The sequence below is a fragment of the Streptomyces sp. NPDC096132 genome (genome assembly GCF_044763345.1).
Lineage (GTDB): Bacteria > Actinomycetota > Actinomycetes > Streptomycetales > Streptomycetaceae > Streptomyces.
On record NZ_JBIWGA010000001.1, the window covers coordinates 90,562 to 108,798 of the forward strand.

The window sequence follows — 18,237 nt, forward strand, 5'->3', positions numbered from 1 at the left end:
CTATCGCGCGGACAGATCGGGCCGAGCGGTCATTTATGGGCTCCTTCTAGGGGCCCTGCCGTGAATTAGCCCGGTATTCTGCAAGACTCGTTGCAGGTCTCGGTACCAGACGTTCACCGACCGTCCACTTTCGAGAATATGCGGAAGGACATTCACGCAGCCCTGCCCTCCCGCACCACCGCACACGTAGGAGTTGTTGATGACGATATTCGCGAAGCTGACGTCATTGTCATTCATCCAGAGGGCGACCTTCGGCTCGGCGTGTGCCGCGGCGTCCCACTGAGCCCTACGGCCGGTGGCCTGCTGAAGCATGCCGTTGGCGCGACGCTGAGCCGCGTCATTGCCGCTCCTGAACTCCGGACCGATCACAGAGCCATTGGCATCGGTCGGCACGGCGCTGGTGACGTGGTCGCTGAGGCCGTCCATGGCCTCCGAGCGGCCGCGCGGCGGTGAGGGAGACGAGCAGGGCCGTGGTCGCCGCGGCGAGCGGGACCATGTAGCCGGTCGCGGGGGAGGCGTGTTCGACGACCCAGCCGGCCGTCGCGCTGCCGCAGGCGATCCCGCCCAGGAGGCCGGTCACCGCGAGGGTCATGCCCTCGTTGAGGCGCGCCACCGGGGTGCGTTCCTGGACCAGGGCCATGGTGGTGACCATCGTCGGGGCGGTCGCCGTCCCCGACACGAGCAGCGCGGCGGCCAGCAGGGGGAGCGAGTCGAGCGCGGCCGCGGCGAGCAGGGGGAGGGTGAGGAGCGCGGTCATCGCGGTGACACACCAGGGGTGCCGCCGCGCGGCGGGCCCCGACGGCCGTATCGCCCCGTACAGCAGACCGGCCGCGCCGGAGCCGGCCGCCTGGAGGGCGAGGACGACCCCCGCCGCCGTACGGTGTCCGCGCTCGTCGGCGAACGCGATCGTCACGACCTCCGTCGCGCCGAACACCGCGCCCAGGGCGAGACAGACGGCGAGCAGCGGGGCCAGGCCCGGGGCGCGCAGGGGGGATGCGGCCGTCGGCCGCGGGTGCGGGGGCGGTTCGGTCGCGCGCTGGGCGGCGAACGTCAGCACGCCCGCCACCAGCAGGACCGCGCCGGCCAGGGTGCCCGCCTCCGGGAAGAAGGTGCCGCACAGGAAGGCCGCGCAGACCGGTCCCAGCATGAAGCACAGCTCGTCGGCGGCCTGTTCGAAGGAGTTCGCGGTGTGCAGGGCGGCCGGGTCGCCGTCGAGGAGGTGGTTCCAGCGGGCGCGGGACATCCCGCCGAGGTTGGGGGTCGTGGCGGTGGCGGCGTACGCGGCGAACAGGGTCCAGTCCGGGGCGCCGTACCGGACGCAGAGCAGCAGCGCGAGGCTGCCGAGCGCGGCGAAGAGCGTGGCCGGTACGGCGATGCGCGCCTGCCCGTGCCGGTCGACGAGTCGGGCGATCCAGGGCGCGACCAGGGCGGTGGCCGCGAGCCCGGTCGCGGTGACGGCGCCGGCCAGGGCGTACGAGCCGCGTGTACCGGCGATCATCACGACCGCGCTCACGCTGAACATGCCCATGGGCAGGCGGGCGAGGAGGTTCCCGGCGGTGAAGGCGCGGGCGCCGGGCAGGGAGAGGAGACGGCGGTAGGGGCCCCGGGGGCGGGGGCGGGGGCGGAGGCGGGGGCGGGGGGTGACGCGGGGGGAGAGGTCGACGGCCACGAGGGTGTCGGCGGTGACGGTGTACCGGGGGTTCCGGTCGGTTCCGGGCTCGGTCGGGTTCGGCTGCGGCATGGCCACCACGGTCGCCCGGGAGTGATCAAGGGGTCCAACACCTTCTCGGTGTCGATTCACGCACCCACGTTGTAAGTTCGCCGGATGCCCGGACCTGGTCGGACCCACGTCGATCCCCGCCTCCTGCGTGCCTTCCTCGCCGTCGCCGAGGAACTGCACTTCACGCGGGCCGCCGCCCGTCTCTACGTCGCCCAGCAGGCGCTAAGCCGCGATGTGCGGCGGCTGGAGCGGGAGTTGGGGGCCGAGCTGTTCGTGCGGACCACCCGGCAGGTGACGCTGACGGCCGAAGGGGAACGGCTGGTGCCGTTCGCGCGCCGGGTGCTGCAGGCGCAGGACGACCTGGTCGCCGCGTTCGGGCCGGCCCGGCCGCTGCTGGTCGACCTGAACTCGCCGGGCCTGGTCACCGGGCGGCGGGTGCTGCACCGGGCCCGTGAACTCGCCCCCGAGCAGGAGCTGATGGCCCGCTTCGAGAGCGGGCTCACGGGCGCGGCGGTCGAGATCGTCGCGGGCCGGCTGGACACGTCGTTCGGGCGGTACGCCGGTCTGGAGCCGGTGCTGCGCGGCCAGTTGGAGCAGCAGCTCGTGCGGTACGAGCCGATGGCGGTCGTGCTGCCCGAGCGGCACCGGCTGGCGTCGCTGCCGGAGGTACCGCTGGACGCGCTGGCGGGGGAGAGCGTGTACGCGGGTGCGGGGAACCCGCGGACGCCGGAGTGGACCGATCTCGCCCACCGGCTGTTCGAGGGGCGCGGCATCCGGGTCGCGGCGCCCGCTCCGCTCGCCGTGGGGGACGAGGAGTTCCAGAGGATCATGGCAAAGTCGGGCAATCCGGTTCTTGCGGTGGTGGACTTTCCGGCCATGCCTGGGACGGTGTTGCGCCCCTTGATCGATCCGGTGCCTTTGTCGCCCGTGTCACTGGTGTGGCGAAAGGGGCTGGTCCATCCGGGTCTCGATGCGCTTCGACGGTCCGCGGTCGAGATCGGGCAGGCGGAAGGGTGGCTTCAGTGGCCTGCCGGGGGATGGATTCCGGCCATGGACATGAGCATGACTTCTGTAGACAAAAGACACATCGCGAACACAGGGCCCATGCCTGCGCTAGATTCGTCGACCTGAGCGCAGTGGGGTAAATGGGGCGCGGAGACCGGGTGGGGGCCCGGTTTCGTCGACGCGCGCTCGGGGTCGTCGGCGCACCCTGAACAGTCCGTGGGGGGGAAGTGCGCACGTGAAGAAATGGCGGGAAGACGCCCAACCGGAAGGTTTGAAGTGGCCCGAAGCGGCCTCTCCGACCCGGGATGTGCCGACCGTTGACGGACACCGGTCGTTATCGGATGTTCCACCGCAAAGCGAGCAGTCGACCGACTCGAACGCCCTTTCCGAAAACGAACGGTCGAGCGGGCTGTGTGACCCATGGGGAGCGGGGGCCGGGACCGACGGTCCGGATGCGGCCGAAGGGGACAACGACCCGGACGAGGTGACCGTCCAGCTCGACTCCCCGCACGCGGCCAAGGGCGGCGGTCAGGGGGCCTCCGACGCCCCCGTCTTCGTCGACGAGTCCGGCCGCCGCAGCCGTACCTTCCGCCGCATCGGCATCACGGTGGGCCTCGCCTGCGCGGCCTACGCCGTCGTCATCGTCGCCACGCTCCTGTCGGGCAACGCCGGCGCGCCCTGGCTGCCGGTGCCGGGCCCGGACGACGGTCCGCCGGCCGGCCGGGTCGAGTCCACCCGGGCGCCGAGCGCCTCCGCCGGCGCGACCTCCGGCGCACCGGGCTTCGCGGCGCCCCGCAGCCCCGGCGTCTCCGCCTCGGCCGGCACACCGGCCCGAGGGAGCGCGAGCACCGGGCCCAGCGCCTCCGGCAGCGTCGCCGCACCGACCGGCTCCGCCGCCGCCCGCCCGTCCGCGAGCGGCGCCGCCCGCCCCAGTACGGCACCCAGCACCTCCACCTCCGCCCCCGGCCCGAGCAGCCCGGTCGTCGGCGGCTCCTCCTCCCCTCAGCCGCCGGCCTCCTCCCCGCCCGCCAGCCCCTCACCCGAGTCCTCCCCGTCCCCGGCGGGCGGCGTGTCCAACAACCTGGCCGCCGGTACACCCGCCCCGGCACCGGTGGCGTAGAGACCGGGGTGTGACGGGGTTCGGCGGGGGCCGTTGGTCTCTGTGTCCGTCCTTGTGTCCGTCCCCGCACAGCGGGCCTGGAGGCGATGGCGTCGAGTCCGGGGTGTGACCGGGTTCGGTCGGAGCCGCTGGTCTGCCGTGCCCGTAGGTCTCCGTCATCAAGGCCTCTGTCTCCACGCCTCCCTTCTCCCGGATACCCGTTCGCCCCCTCCCGTCGTCCGATCCCCGTCCCCGGAGTACGACCTCTCATGGCACCTCGCACCAACCGGCGTTCGACCCGACGCTTCGTCGTCGGGCAGTCCGCGCCGGGCCGGCGTTCCGCACGCCGCCCCGGCGGCCGCCCGTCCCGTGTCCGGACCGCCCGCCGCGCGTCCGGCGGGCCCGGCGGAGGGGCATCGCCCTCCGCCGGGCGCAGGCGGCTGATGCCGCTGCGGCTGCGCCATCTGCTCCCGCTCGTCGTCCTGCTGGCGATGATGGCGATGCTGATGCTGCGCGGCTATGTGCACAGCGAGATCCTCGCCGACTACCGGATCCGCCCCGAGGCCGCCGCCGACAAGGTGCCGCAGCGGATACTCGACGGCGGGCCGGTCGTCGACACCCGGGGCGGGAAGACCAGCAGCCTGGACGTGCCGGACCGCCGGATCGTCCTCACCTTCGACGATGGGCCCGACCCGAAGTGGACCCCCGAGGTCCTCGACGTCCTGAAGGAGCACCGCGCGCACGCCGTCTTCTTCATCACCGGCACCATGGCCTCCCGCTACCCGGACCTGGTCCGCCGGATGGTCGCGGAAGGCCACGAGATCGGGCTGCACACCTTCAACCACCCCGACCTCTCCTACCAGTCGAAGAAGCGCATCGACTGGGAGCTAACCCAGAACCAGCTGGCCCTGGCGGGCGCGGCCGGAATCCGGACCTCCCTCTTCCGGCCGCCCTACTCCTCCTCCGCCGACGCCCTCGACAACGCCTCCTGGCCGGTCACCCAGTACGTCGGCACCCGCGGCTACCTCACTGTCTTCACCACCGCCGACAGCGAGGACTGGCGCAGGCCGGGCGTACGGCAGATCATCCGCAACTCCACGCCGCGGGGCGGCAAGGGCGCGATCGTCCTGATGCACGACTCCGGCGGCGACCGGCACCAGACCGTCGAGGCCCTGGACACCTATCTGCCCGAACTGCAGAAGAAGGGGTACAGGTTCCAGAACCTCACCGAGGCCCTGAAGGCACCCAGCGCGCACACCCCCGTCACCGGCGCCGAGCTGTGGAAGGGCAAGGCCTGGGTCTTCCTGGTCTCGGCCTCCGACGACATCACCGGCGTCCTCGTCGTCGGCCTCGCCGTCATCGGCTTCCTCGTCCTCGCCCGCTTCGGCCTGATGCTGCTGCTCTCCGCGATCCACACCCGTCGCACCCGACGGCGTGGTTTCGTCTGGGGGCCCGACGCGCCCGTCACCGAACCGGCGTCCGTGCTCGTGCCCGCGTACAACGAGGCCAAGTGCATCGAGAACACCGTGCGCTCGCTGATGAGGAGCGAGCACCCGATCGAGATCGTCGTCGTCGACGACGGCTCCAGCGACGGCACCGCCCGCATCGTCGAGGACCTCGCCCTGCCCGGCGTACGGGTCGTGCGGCAGCTCAACGCGGGCAAGCCCGCCGCCCTCAACCGGGGTATCGCCAACGCCAGACACGACCTGATCGTGATGATGGACGGCGACACCGTCTTCGAGCCCGCCACCGTCCGCGAACTCGTCCAGCCCTTCGCCGACCCGACCGTCGGCGCCGTCGCCGGCAACGCCAAGGTCGGCAACAAGGACACCCTCATCGGCGCCTGGCAGCACATCGAGTACGTGATGGGCTTCAACCTCGACCGCCGTATGTACGACGTCCTGCGCTGCATGCCCACCATCCCGGGGGCCGTCGGCGCCTTCCGCCGCTCCGCCCTCGACCGGGTCGGCGGCATGAGCGACGACACCCTCGCCGAGGACACCGACATCACCATGGCCATCCACCGGGACGGCTGGAAGGTCGTGTACGCCGAGAAAGCGCGGGCCTGGACCGAGGCCCCCGAGTCCGTCCAGCAGCTGTGGTCCCAGCGCTACCGCTGGTGCTACGGCACCATGCAGGCGATCTGGAAGCACCGCCGGGCCCTCGTGGAGCGGGGACCGTCCGGCCGTTTCGGCCGCGTGGGCCTCCCCCTGGTCTCCCTCTTCATGGTCGTCGCCCCGCTCCTCGCCCCCCTCATCGACCTGTTCCTCGTCTACGGGCTGCTCTTCGGACCCACCGGCAGGACGATCGCGGCCTGGTTCGGCGTCCTCGCCGTGCAGGCGGGCTGCGCCGCGTACGCCTTCGTCCTCGATCGCGAGAAACTCACCCCCCTCGTCTCCCTCCCGCTCCAGCAGCTCCTCTACCGCCAGCTGATGTACGTGGTCCTGCTCCAGTCCTGGATCACCGCTCTCACCGGCGGCCGGCTGCGCTGGCAGAAGCTGCGCAGGAAGGGACAGGTGGCGGCTCCCCCGGGCGAGACCACGGCCGCCGTGGAGGGCAGCGCGGCATGACGACCACCCAGCCGACCGACGTCACCGTCCCGACGCCCGCGCCCAAGGGACGCGACCGCTACTTCGACCTGCTGCGGGCCGTCGCCCTCTTCCGCGTCGTCTTCTACCACCTCATGGGCTGGGCCTGGCTGCCCGTCCTCTTCCCCTCCATGGGCGTGATGTTCGCCCTCGCCGGTAACCTCATGGCCCGCTCCCTCGGGAAACGGCCCGCCCTGGAGGTCGTCCGCGGACGCATGCGCCGGCTGCTGCCCCCGCTGTGGATGCTGGGCGCGGTCGGCGTGACCGGCATGCTGCTGGCGGGCTGGGGACCGGACGACGACGGACACCCCGGCTGGTGGTGGCTCCACCTCACCTTCTGGATCCTCCCGCTCAGCGACCCGCCGTACGGCGAGAACCTGCCCGGGGTGCACGGGCTGATCGCCGACGGCTGGGCGGTCGACCTGGCCGTACCCCTCTGGTACATCCGCGCCTACCTCTGGTTCGTCCTCCTCTCCCCGCTGCTGCTGCGCGCCCTGCGGGCCGCGCCCTGGCCGACGATCCTCGCGCCGATCGCGCTGTCCGCCGCCCTGGAGGCCGGCGCGCTGTCGGTGCCGAGCTGGCGGCTGGACTCCAACCTCAGCGACTTCGGCGCCTTCGGCGCGTGCTGGCTGCTGGGCATGGCCCACCAGGAGGGCGTACTGCGCCGCCTGCCCCGCTACGCGGTGCCGTCCCTGGCACCGGCGGTGGCCGGATTCGGCCTCTGGTACGCCCTCACCCACGGCTTCAAGCAGGGCCACGACCTCGACGACATGCCCTTCGCCCAGTCCCTGTGGTCCTTCGCGGCGGTCCTGCTGCTCCTGCACATCAGCCCGTCCTGGTCCGAGTGGCCCCGCCCGCTGCGCCGCTGGGACCGGCTCGTCACCCTCCTCAACTCCCGGGCCGTGACGATCTACCTGTGGCACAACGTGTGCATCGGCGTCGTCGAGGCGCTCTGGGACCACCTGTGGAGCCTCGCCTGGCTGGAGGAGAACAGCCCCTGGCTGCTGGAGAGCCCCTGGCCACAGCTGCCGTGCGTCTGGCTCCTCACCGCGCTGTGCGTCCTCTGTTTCGGCTGGGTGGAGGACCTGGCGGCCAAGCGGCGGCCCCGCCTCTGGCCGGACGGGCGGACCGGGAGCCACCGGGCCTGAACCCCGGGGCCGAGCTCCCGGGCCCACCGGAACGGCTCGCGTACCCTTGCCCAAAACCTCTCACCCGGCCTCGGCCCGAGGTGAGAGCAACGTTCCCTTCCGGTCACCGACAGCCACAGGACCGGAAACGCGCCCTCCCTACCTTCGGGACTCATCACCGCTCATCACCCCGAACCGCCCGAGCCCGGAGCACGTGGAGGCGTCATGACAGCCCCTGGAACAGCCGCCGCACCCCCGTCCCCCACGAAAAAGGGGAGCCGCTGGATCGAGGAGTGGGACCCGGAGAACGAGACCTTCTGGAACGAGAAGGGCGAGAAGATCGCCCGCCGGAACCTCGTCTTCTCCGTCCTCTCCGAGCACATCGGCTTCTCGATCTGGACGATGTGGTCCGTGCTGGTGCTCTTCATGGGCCCGGAGTACGGCCTCACCCCGGCCGACAAGTTCCTGCTGACGTCCATGGTGACGCTGGTCGGCGCGGTCGTCCGGGTGCCGTACACCTTCGCCGTCGCGATCTTCGGCGGCCGTAACTGGACGATCGTCTCCGCCGCGCTGCTGCTGGTCCCCACGGTCGCCGCGTTCGCCGTGATGAAGCCGGGCACCTCGTTCGGCACCTTCCTCCTGGTCGGCCTGCTCGCGGGCATCGGTGGCGGCAACTTCGCCTCCTCCATGACCAACATCAACGCCTTCTTCCCGCTCAAGAAGAAGGGCTGGGCGCTCGGCCTGAACGCGGGCGGCGGCAACATCGGCGTGCCGGTCCTCCAGCTCGCCGGCCTCGCCGTGATCGGCGCCAGCGGCGGCCCGCGCGTGCTGCTCGGGATCTACATCCCGCTGATCGTGATCGCCGCGACCCTCGCCGCGCTGTACATGGACAACCTGTCGTCCGTGAAGAACGACACCGGCGCCGCGATCGACTCCGCGAAGGACGCCCACACCTGGATCATGTCCTTCCTCTACATCGGCACCTTCGGCTCGTTCATCGGCTACAGCTTCGCCTTCGGCCAGGTCCTGACGAACCAGTTCGGCCGTACGCCCCTGCAGGCGGCCTACCTCACCTTCATCGGCCCGCTGCTCGGCTCGCTGATCCGCCCGGTGGGCGGCTGGCTGGCCGACAAGTACGGCGGCGCGAAGATCACCCTCTACAACTACGTCGGCATGGCCGCCGCCACCGGCGTCCTGGTCTTCGCCAGCATGCAGAAGTCGCTGCCGCTGTTCGTCTCCGTCTTCGTGGTGCTGTTCATCCTCACCGGGCTCGGCAACGGGTCGACGTACAAGATGATCCCCGGCATCTTCCAGGCGAAGGCCGTCGCGAAGGGCCTCGAGGGCGAGGAGGCCGCCGCCTACGGCCGGCGCCTGTCCGGTGCCTCCATGGGACTCATCGGCGCGGTCGGCGCGCTCGGCGGTGTCGGCATCAACCTGGCCTTCCGTCAGTCCTTCCTCTCCTACGGCTCCGGAACCGGCGCGTTCGTCGCCTTCCTCGCCTTCTACGCGGCCTGCTTCGCGGTCACCTGGGCCGTATACCTTCGCCGCCCGGTCGGCAGGGTCACGGCGTCCAGCACGGCCTCCGAGGCGAAGCCGCAGCTCAGCTACGCCGAGGTGTGACGTAACACTGGCGACATGAAGCCGAACCGAGCCTGTCACGCACCGTTGACAGGCTCGGCGGCATGTAAGAGCAGGGCGACTCGAGTGCGGGACGAGAGTTATGTACCAGGAACAGCAGCGACCGGACGCCACCTCCACCGGGGCCGTGGAACACGGCCCCCTGGCGGGCTTCACCGTGGGCGTGACGGCCGCGCGCCGGGCCGAGGAGCTCGGCGCGCTGCTCCAGCGGCGCGGGGCGTCGGTGGTGCACGCGCCCGCCCTGCGGATCGTGCCGCTCGCCGACGACGGTGAGCTGCTCGCCGCGACCAAGGACCTCATCGAGCAGGCGCCGGACGTGGTCGTGGCGACGACCGCGATCGGTTTCCGGGGCTGGATCGAGGCCGCCGAGGGGTGGGGGCTCGGCGAGCCGCTGCTCGCCCGGCTCGGCGGGGTGGAACTGCTCGCCCGCGGCCCCAAGGTCAAGGGCGCCATCCGTGCCGCGGGGCTCACCGAGGAGTGGTCGCCGTCGTCCGAGTCCATGGCCGAGGTGCTCGACCGGCTCCTGGAGGAGGGCGTCGAGGGCCGTCGTATCGCCGTCCAGCTGCACGGGGAGCCGCTGCCCGGGTTCGTGGAGTCGCTGCGGGCCGGGGGAGCGGAGGTCGTGGGCGTGCCGGTGTACCGGTGGATGCCGCCCGAGGACATCGCGCCGCTCGACCGGCTCCTCGACGCGACCGTCTCACGCGGTCTCGACGCGATCACCTTCACCAGCGCGCCGGCCGCCGCGTCCCTGTTCTCCCGCGCGGAGGAACGGGGGCTGCTGCCCGAGCTGCTCGCCGCGCTCCACCACGACGTGCTGCCGGCCTGCGTCGGGCCGGTCACCGCGCTGCCCCTGCAGGCGCACGGCGTGGACACCGTCCAGCCGGAGCGCTTCCGCCTCGGGCCGCTGGTGCAGCTGCTGTGCCAGGAACTGCCAGGGCGGGCGCGGGCGTTGCCGATCGCGGGGCACCGGGTGGAGATCCGGGGGCACGCGGTGCTGGTGGACGGGTGTCTGAAGCCGGTGCCGCCGGCGGGCATGTCGCTGCTGCGGGCGCTGTCGCGGCGGCCGGGGTGGGTGGTGCCTCGGGCGGATCTGCTGCGGGCGTTGCCGGGCGCGGGGCGGGACGAGCATGCCGTCGAGACGGCGATGGCGCGTCTGCGGACCGCGTTGGGGGCGCCGAAGCTGATTCAGACCGTGGTGAAGCGGGGGTATCGGCTGGCGTTGGATCCGGCGGCCGATGCGAAGTACGCGGACGTGTGAGCCGTAGTTGATGGGGCGCCCGGCGCTGGGGCTGGGCGGGGGTGGGGCGCGCGGCCCGGCGCTCGCGGGGTGCCGCTGCGCCCACCCTCCCCCACTCTCGGCTTCGCTCGAGCGGGGGGACCCCCATCGCCCCAGCGGCACGACTGCCCGCAGCTGAGCGGATGGGCGGCTGCCCGCAGCTGCGGGCGCTGGTACGGGGGGTTCCGGTCCGGGTGGGACCCAGGGCACTGTGTGGGGAACGGTTTCGGCAGGAACGTTCCGATGCAGGCGGTGGCGCATGGCACTGGGCGCGGTCACGGACCCCTACGAGCTGCGGTTCGACGCCGGACGCAGTTGTCTCGACCTCCTCGCGACCAGCCATCCCCATGAACACCTCGACGGCGTAGAGCCGTTGTGCGCGTGGATCCGGGGCGCCGGACTCGTCCCGCCGGACACGCCGCTGACCCACGCCGACGCCTCCTGGCCCACCGCGTTCCGCGAACTGCGGTCCGGTGTAGACCGGTTGGTGCGGGGCTGGCTGGCGCGCACCCACCCCGGTCCGTACGACGTCGACCTCTCCCGCCTCAACGACGCCGCGCGGGTCGCGCCGCCCGTCCCCCGCGCCGTACGCGACGAGGACGGCACCCTCGTAAGGGAGTTGGACGGACCGCCGGAGTGCGCCGCGCTGCTCGCCGCCGTCGCGCGGGACGCCGTGGAGCTGCTCACGGATCCCGTCGCGCGGGCCGGGCTGCGGGAGTGCGAGGGGGACAACTGCCCGATCCTGTACGTCGACACGTCCCGGGGGCGGCGCCGGCGGTGGTGTTCGAGCGAGATCTGCGGCAACCGGGAACGGGTCGCACGGCACCGCCGGCGCGCCGCGCTCGCCCGAGCCCAACTGCCCGGTATACGCCTTCTCTGATGAGCTGACAGGAAATGCACAGGGCCTTGGGGCAGCGTCGTCGAAAATTTGTCGAAGTGATTTCGACAACATCATGTTTGCCCATGCCTGAGCAAGGGCAACCCGCGTGAACTTGTCAGTGTGGCGAAAATGTGAAGAAGAAGCGGCGGGAATGTGCCGCCATGTCCCCCTCGTCATGACACCCCGAAGAAAACTGTCTCCTCGGTTTGAACACCCAACACCCCTGCTGCGTACCCATCGTCGAGCGACCTAACGGGGGATCCCCCGGACACCGGAGGTGGGCGTGCGCAAGGATGCGGCCGTGGCCAATGAACGTGGATCGAGGGCCCGACATCGCATGTCCCAGCCCTCGGAACCTGACGAGGAGCTGATGCGTGCTCTGTATCGGGAGCATGCCGGACCCCTGCTTGCGTATGTCCTGCGCCTGGTTGCCGGAGACCGGCAGCGTGCCGAGGACGTAGTGCAGGAGACACTCATCCGTGCCTGGAAGAACGCCGGCCAGCTCAATCGAGCGACCGGATCGGTACGCCCCTGGCTGGTGACGGTCGCTCGCCGCATCGTCATCGACGGCCACCGCAGCCGGCAGGCCCGGCCGCAGGAGGTCGACCCGTCGCCGCTGGAGGTCATCCCCGCGGAGGACGAGATCGACAAGGCGCTGTGGCTGATGACGCTGTCCGATGCACTCGACGACCTGACCCCGGCCCACCGGGAGGTGCTCGTCGAGACGTACTTCAAGGGGCGTACCGTCAATGAGGCGGCCGAGACGCTGGGCATACCCAGTGGCACCGTCCGCTCTCGGGTGTTCTACGCCCTGCGGTCGATGAAGCTGGCTCTGGAGGAGCGGGGGGTGACGGCGTGATGAGCATTTACGGGGGATTCGGATCAGGTGGTGCGGGTATGTCTGGCCCCATGCAGGGATCAGTGGGATCTCCGAGCCCGAGCGAACACGAGACCGTGGGCGCCTACGCCCTCGGCATCCTCGACGACGCCGAGGCGACCGCCTTCGAAGCACACCTCGCCGGATGCGAGTGGTGCGCGCAACAGCTCGACGAACTCGCCGGGATGGAACCGATGCTGGCCGCGCTCGCGGACCTGCCCGGCTCCGGGACACCCGCGATCGGCGACTCCCTGTCCGCCCGCCCCAGCCCGCGCCTCGTGGAGCGGCTGGTCGACGAGGTGTCCGAGCGCCGCGCCCAGAAGCGCCGCCGCTCCTTCTACCTCGTGGCGGCCGCCGCGGCGCTGATCATCGGCGGCCCGGTCGGCGTCATGGCCGCGACCGGCGGTGACGACGGCGGCAAGGCGCCCGTGGCGACCAGCACCACCAACCCCGCCAAGTCCACCTTCGAGACGCTCTCCGACAAGGTCTCGAACACCGACACCTCGACCAAGGTCACCGCGACCGTCGCCATGGGCGAGAAGGCGTGGGGCACCGAGGTCGGCGTCGAGCTGAAGAACGTGAGCGGTCCGGAGAAGTGCTCGCTCATCGCCGTCGGCAAGGACGGCAAGCGCGAGACGGTCTCCTCCTGGTCGGTCCCGGAGTGGGGTTACGGCCTCCCGAACGCCAAGACCGAACAGGCCAAGAACCCGCTCTACGTCGTCGGCGGCGCGGCCTTCAAGCCGAACGAGATCGACCACTTCGAGGTCATGACCTTCGACGGCGAGAAGCTCGTCCAGGTCGACGCGTAGGACTCGTTCCACGCACCACCTCTGGGCCTGTCCGGCCGGTCCGGGCAGGCCCCTCGCATCCGAGGGTCCCCTTCGCGTACGGTTGACGGCTGCCCAGCACGTCAGAAGGGGGCCCGGTGGCCGCTCAGGCTCAGCAGGAAACCGCGGTCGGCGCCGCACCGGACTCGGTCCGGGACCGTGAGATCACCGCCGAACAGGAACACCTCGACCAGGTGTACCGGCGCCTCGAGGAGAAGATCCACGAGGCGGAGTTCCTCATGCACGACGCGGCCAAACGCGGCCAGGTCGGCACGCCCGGGGCCCTCGCCGAGCGCGACGCCCAGGTCTTCCGGGCGGGCATCCACCTCAACCGGCTCAACAACGAGTTCGAGGACTTCCTGTTCGGCAGGATCGACCTGCTGCTCGGCAAGGACGGCAAGAAGGGCCCCGACGGCGCGTACACCGCCGTGGAACCCGCCGACGGAGCCGTGCGGGAGGACAACACCGCCGACATCGCCGAGACCCTCCACATCGGCCGCATCGGAGTCCTGGACTCCGAATACGCCCCCCTCGTCATCGACTGGCGGGCACCGGCGGCGGCCCCCTTCTACCGGTCCACCCCCGTGGACCCGGGGCGGGTCGTCCGGCGCCGGGTCATCCGTTCCAAGGGCCGGCGCGTCCTCGGCGTCGAGGACGACCTGATGCGCCCCGAGCTCAAGGCGTACCTCGGCGGCGACGAGCTGCCCGTGATCGGCGACGGCGCCCTGATGGCCGCGCTCGGCCAGGCCCGCAGCCACACCATGCGGGACATCGTCGCCTCCATCCAGGCCGAGCAGGACCTGGTCATCCGCGCCCCCGCCGCCTCCGTGACGTACGTCGAGGGCGGACCGGGCACGGGCAAGACGGCCGTCGCGCTGCACCGGGCGGCCTACCTCCTCTACCAGGACCGGCGCCGGTACGCGGGCGGCATCCTCATCGTCTCGCCCACCCCCCTGCTGGTCGCTTACACCGAGGGTGTCCTCCCCTCCCTCGGCGAGGAGGGCCAGGTCGCCATCCGCGCCATCGGCTCCCTCGTCGACGGCGCGGAGGCCACCGTGTACGACGCCCCGTCGGTGGCCCGCGCCAAGGGGTCGTACCGGATGCTGAGAGTGCTGCGGAAGGCCGCGCGCGGGGCACTGGAACTGGGACCGGGCGGGACGGGCACGACCCGGACGGCCGGCGGCGCGGGCCGGCGTGCGGGCGTGGCCCGTGAGAACGGTGGGGCGGGCGTGGCCCGTGAGAACGGTGGCGCGGGCGTGGCCCGGGAGCGCGGTGGTGCGCGTCGGGGTGCCCCGGCCGGGCAGCTCGCCTTCGACGCCCCGGACGACACCGCGGCCGAGGAGACCGCTCCCGCCGGAACGCCCACCCGTCTCCGCGTCGTCGCCTTCGGGCGGCGGCTGGAGCTGGAGTCGGCGGACCTGGAGCGGATCCGGCAGAGCGCCCTCAGCGGCACCGCCCCCGTCAACCTGCTGCGCCCCCGTGCCCGCAAGCTGCTCCTGGACGCCCTGTGGGAGCGTTCCGGCGCCGCCGGCCGGCACACCGACCCCGAGCTGGCCGCCGAGCTGCGTTCCTCCTTCGACGAGGACGTGACCACCGAGGACTCCTTCATCGAGTTCCTCGACGCCTGGTGGCCCGAGCTGACCCCGAGAGCCGTCCTCGCGGCGATGGCCGACGAGCGGCGGCTCGGCCGCTGGGCCCGCCGGATCCTCAACCCGGGCGAGGTCCGCAAGGTCGCCCGCTCGCTGAAGCGGGACGGCCACTCGGTGCACGACATCGCCCTGCTCGACGAGCTCCAGGCGATCCTCGGCACCCCGGCCCGCCCGAAGAAGAAGCGCGAACTCGACCCGCTGGACCAGCTCACCGGACTGGAGGAGCTGATGCCGGTGCGCGAGGAGACGCAGCGTGAGCGCGCGGAGCGGCTCGCCGCCGAGCGCGTCGAGTACGCGCACGTCATCGTCGACGAGGCCCAGGACCTCACGCCCATGCAGTGGCGCATGGTCGGCCGCCGCGGCCGGCACGCCACCTGGACGGTCGTCGGCGACCCGGCCCAGTCTTCCTGGTCCGACCCCGACGAGGCCGCCGAGGCCCGCGACGAGGCCCTCGGCACCCGCCCCCGCCGTCGCTTCGAGCTCACCGTGAACTACCGCAACCCGGCCGAGATCGCCGAGCTGGCGGCCAAGGTGCTGGCCCTCGCCATGCCCGGCGCCGAGTCCCCCTCGGCGGTCCGCTCCACCGGTCTCGTCCCCCGCTTCACCGCCGTACGGGACTCCCTCGCCGCAACCGTCCGCGCCGAGGCCGAACGGCTCCTGGCACAGGTCGACGGCACCGTCGGCGTCGTCGTCGCCATGCAGCGCCGCGAGGAGGCCCGCCGCTGGCTCGCCGGACTCGGCGACCGGGTCGTCGCCCTCGGCAGCCTGGAGGCCAAGGGCCTGGAGTACGACGCCACGGTCGTCGTCTCACCCGCGGAGATCGCCGACGAGTCCCCGGCCGGCCTGCGGGTGCTGTACGTCGCCCTGACCCGGGCCACGCAGCAGCTCACGGTGGTCTCCGGCGAGCGGGACGAACCGGACGCACAGGGCGTCCCCGACCTGCTCAGGGACTGAGGTCCACGCGGTCGGCGGATCGTTTCCTGTGAACCGGCCCGGACGGGAATGGTGTTCGGGGATCGTTTGTTAGCCTGGGTGTGACACCGGCTCGATCCAAGCCCCCGGGCCCAACCTTCGTCGCTACGAGCGACCACTTGCCGCGAGGCGAGCATGGCGGGTCGGTGTCATGAACGGAGGAAGAGACCCACGTCCGATGTGACGTGGGTCTCTTCTTTATTGGGGCTCATCGAGTTTGTCGGGGCTCATCGAGAACAAAACGATCGCAATTGAGGGCGGCTTTCACGTACTCGTCGGTAGGTGCGACGATCGGACGGCAAACCCGCGACCCAGCAGTGCAGAGGAAGTCGGCCATGGCAACGGCGCCCAGCGTCTCCTACTCGATGACGGTCCGGCTGGAGGTGCCCGCGAGCGGAACCGCGGTCTCCCAGCTCACCACGGCCGTCGAGTCCCACGGAGGCTCGGTCACCGGCCTCGACGTCACCGCCTCCGGGCACGAGAAGCTCCGGATCGACGTCACCATCGCGGCCACCTCGACCGCGCACGCCGACGAGATCGTCGAGCAGCTCCGTCTGATCGAGGGCGTCACCCTCGGCAAGGTCTCCGACCGTACGTTCCTGATGCACCTCGGCGGCAAGATCGAGATGGCGTCGAAGCACCCCATCCGCAACCGTGACGACCTCTCCATGGTCTACACGCCCGGTGTCGCCCGCGTCTGCATGGCGATCGCCGAGAACCCCGAGGACGCCCGCCGCCTCACCATCAAGCGCAACTCCGTTGCGGTCGTGACGGACGGCTCCGCCGTGCTGGGCCTGGGCAACATCGGCCCCAAGGCCGCCCTGCCCGTCATGGAGGGCAAGGCCGCCCTCTTCAAGCGCTTCGCCGGCATCGACGCCTGGCCGCTCTGCCTGGACACCCAGGACACCGACGCCATCGTCGAGATCGTCAAGGCGATCGCCCCGGGCTTCGCCGGCATCAACCTCGAGGACATCTCCGCCCCGCGCTGCTTCGAGATCGAGGCCCGTCTGCGCGAGGCCCTCGACATCCCCGTCTTCCACGACGACCAGCACGGCACCGCGATCGTCGTCCTCGCCTCCCTCACCAACGCACTTCGCGTCGTGGGCAAGGGAATTGAGAACGTCCGCGTCGTGATGTCCGGCGCCGGAGCGGCCGGCACCGCCATCCTCAAGCTGCTGATCGCCGCCGGCGTGAAGAACGCCGTCGTCGCCGACATCCACGGCGTCGTGCACGCCGGCCGCGAGGACCTGGTGGACGCCGCGCCCGACTCGGCCCTGCGCTGGATCGCCGACAACACCAACCCCGAGGGCCTCACCGGCACCCTCAAGGAGGCCGTGCGCGGCGCCGACGTCTTCATCGGCGTCTCCGCCCCGAACGTCCTCGACGGCGACGACGTGGCCGCCATGGCCGAGGGTGCGATCGTGTTCGCGCTCGCGAACCCCGACCCCGAGGTGGACCCGGCGGTCGCCCGCCAGACGGCCGCCGTCGTGGCCACCGGCCGCTCCGACTTCCCGAACCAGATCAACAACGTGCTGGTCTTCCCGGGCGTCTTCCGCGGCCTGCTGGACGCCCAGTCCCGCACCGTCAACACCGAGATGATGCTCGCGGCCGCGAAGGCCCTGGCGGACGTCGTGAGCGACGACGAGCTGAACGCGAACTACATCATCCCGAGCGTCTTCAACGACAAGGTCGCGGGCGCGGTGGCCGGCGCGGTGCGGGACGCCGCGAAGGCGGCCGGCGCGTCGGCGTCGTAATCTGGGCTACGCATTGTGCGGGGACTGTGAGGAGCGCCACGGTTCCCGCACCGGCGCGTCGTGAAACTCGCTGTCAGTGGTGAGCCCTATCGTGACGGCCGGGCTCAGGCCTCTTCGTGTGACTCCCAAGGGTGTTCTCACGACTCCTGCGGGTGCCGGATTGGCTTTCCCGCAGCAGGTGGGGGCAGGATGCGTCTCTGGGCGCGTGCACATCGACTTTTTCGCTGTGCCCAACATGCGGCGGCACCGCCGCGTGGCACGCCGCAACGGCAAGAAGAACACGGGAGTAACAACATGAACCGCAGTGAGCTGGTGGCCGCGCTGGCCGACCGCGCCGAGGTGACCCGCAAGGACGCTGACGCCGTGCTGGCCGCGTTCGCCGAGGTCGTCGGCGACATCGTCTCCAAGGGCGACGAGAAGGTCACCATCCCCGGCTTCCTGACCTTCGAGCGCACCCACCGTGCCGCTCGCACCGCGCGCAACCCGCAGACCGGCGACCCGATCCAGATCCCGGCCGGCTACAGCGTGAAGGTCTCCGCGGGCTCGAAGCTCAAGGAAGCGGCCAAGGGCAAGTGACGCTCACGCTCCGCTGAGAGCGCCGATGGGGCGGCACCCGGTCTTCGGGTGCCGCCCCATCGTGGTGTGCGCTGGAGGCCGCCCGCTACTTGCCGAGTGCCTTGCCCGGCAGTTCCACCTCGGCGCCCAGCTCCACGAGCTTCTCCGGGGGTCGGGTCAGCCGAGTGCCTTGCCCGGCAGTTCCACCTTCGCTCCCAGCTCCACGAGCTTCTCCATGCTGTGCCTGCCCGGGGGACGACCCCCGGACCC

14 protein-coding genes are annotated in these 18,237 nt (G+C 71.5%); 12 read left to right on the plus strand and 2 right to left on the minus strand.

Annotation, left to right across the window (positions count from 1 at the left end; translation table 11 throughout):
- Positions 1–33: 33 nt before the first annotated feature.
- Complete coding sequence (locus tag ACIRF9_RS00370; RefSeq protein ID WP_403814045.1) at positions 34–426, minus strand: DddA-like double-stranded DNA deaminase toxin; 393 nt, start codon at positions 424–426, stop codon at positions 34–36.
- Positions 338–1,741, minus strand: a complete 1,404-nt coding sequence (locus ACIRF9_RS00375) for an MFS transporter (protein WP_403814048.1) — start codon at positions 1,739–1,741, stop codon at positions 338–340. Before ACIRF9_RS00375 ends, ACIRF9_RS00370 begins: the two co-directional genes overlap by 89 nt.
- A gap of 84 nt (positions 1,742–1,825) precedes the next feature.
- On the opposite strand from ACIRF9_RS00375, the gene ACIRF9_RS00380 reads away from it, so the two are divergent.
- From ACIRF9_RS00380 to ACIRF9_RS00435, 12 genes are all read left to right on the plus strand, one after another.
- Positions 1,826–2,851, plus strand: a complete 1,026-nt coding sequence (locus ACIRF9_RS00380; protein ID WP_403814051.1) for a LysR family transcriptional regulator — start codon at positions 1,826–1,828, stop codon at positions 2,849–2,851.
- A gap of 358 nt (positions 2,852–3,209) precedes the next feature.
- Positions 3,210–3,845, plus strand: coding sequence for a hypothetical protein (locus tag ACIRF9_RS00385; protein WP_403814054.1), 636 nt, complete (start codon positions 3,210–3,212; stop codon positions 3,843–3,845).
- A gap of 422 nt (positions 3,846–4,267) precedes the next feature.
- The gene (locus tag ACIRF9_RS00390; RefSeq protein WP_403816041.1) at positions 4,268–6,394 is read left to right on the plus strand and encodes a bifunctional polysaccharide deacetylase/glycosyltransferase family 2 protein; all 2,127 of its coding nucleotides are present in this window, start codon (positions 4,268–4,270) and stop codon (positions 6,392–6,394) included.
- Positions 6,391–7,560, plus strand: coding sequence for an acyltransferase (locus ACIRF9_RS00395; RefSeq protein ID WP_403814057.1), 1,170 nt, complete (start codon positions 6,391–6,393; stop codon positions 7,558–7,560). Before ACIRF9_RS00390 ends, ACIRF9_RS00395 begins: the two co-directional genes overlap by 4 nt.
- Positions 7,561–7,764: 204 nt before the next feature.
- Positions 7,765–9,159, plus strand: coding sequence for a nitrate/nitrite transporter (locus tag ACIRF9_RS00400; RefSeq protein ID WP_403814061.1), 1,395 nt, complete (start codon positions 7,765–7,767; stop codon positions 9,157–9,159).
- 100 nt (positions 9,160–9,259) lie between these two features.
- Entirely contained in the window at positions 9,260–10,435 is a 1,176-nt protein-coding gene (locus tag ACIRF9_RS00405; protein WP_403814064.1) for a uroporphyrinogen-III synthase, read from the plus strand.
- A 277-nt stretch (positions 10,436–10,712) separates the two neighbouring features.
- Complete coding sequence (locus ACIRF9_RS00410; RefSeq protein WP_403814067.1) at positions 10,713–11,333, plus strand: CGNR zinc finger domain-containing protein; 621 nt, start codon at positions 10,713–10,715, stop codon at positions 11,331–11,333.
- Positions 11,334–11,670: 337 nt separating this feature from the next.
- Positions 11,671–12,192, plus strand: coding sequence for a sigma-70 family RNA polymerase sigma factor (locus ACIRF9_RS00415; protein ID WP_010039908.1), 522 nt, complete (start codon positions 11,671–11,673; stop codon positions 12,190–12,192).
- 50 nt (positions 12,193–12,242) lie between these two features.
- Complete coding sequence (locus tag ACIRF9_RS00420; protein ID WP_403814070.1) at positions 12,243–13,019, plus strand: anti-sigma factor family protein; 777 nt, start codon at positions 12,243–12,245, stop codon at positions 13,017–13,019.
- Positions 13,020–13,135: 116 nt separating this feature from the next.
- Complete coding sequence (locus ACIRF9_RS00425; protein ID WP_403814073.1) at positions 13,136–15,640, plus strand: HelD family protein; 2,505 nt, start codon at positions 13,136–13,138, stop codon at positions 15,638–15,640.
- Between the two features lie 353 nt (positions 15,641–15,993).
- On the plus strand, positions 15,994–17,412 hold the full coding sequence (locus tag ACIRF9_RS00430; RefSeq protein ID WP_403814076.1) for an NAD-dependent malic enzyme: 1,419 nt from the start codon (positions 15,994–15,996) through the stop codon (positions 17,410–17,412).
- Between the two features lie 294 nt (positions 17,413–17,706).
- Positions 17,707–17,988: an HU family DNA-binding protein gene (locus ACIRF9_RS00435; protein WP_004000874.1), complete on the plus strand. Its 282-nt coding sequence runs from the start codon at positions 17,707–17,709 to the stop codon at positions 17,986–17,988.
- Positions 17,989–18,237: the final 249 nt, after the last annotated feature.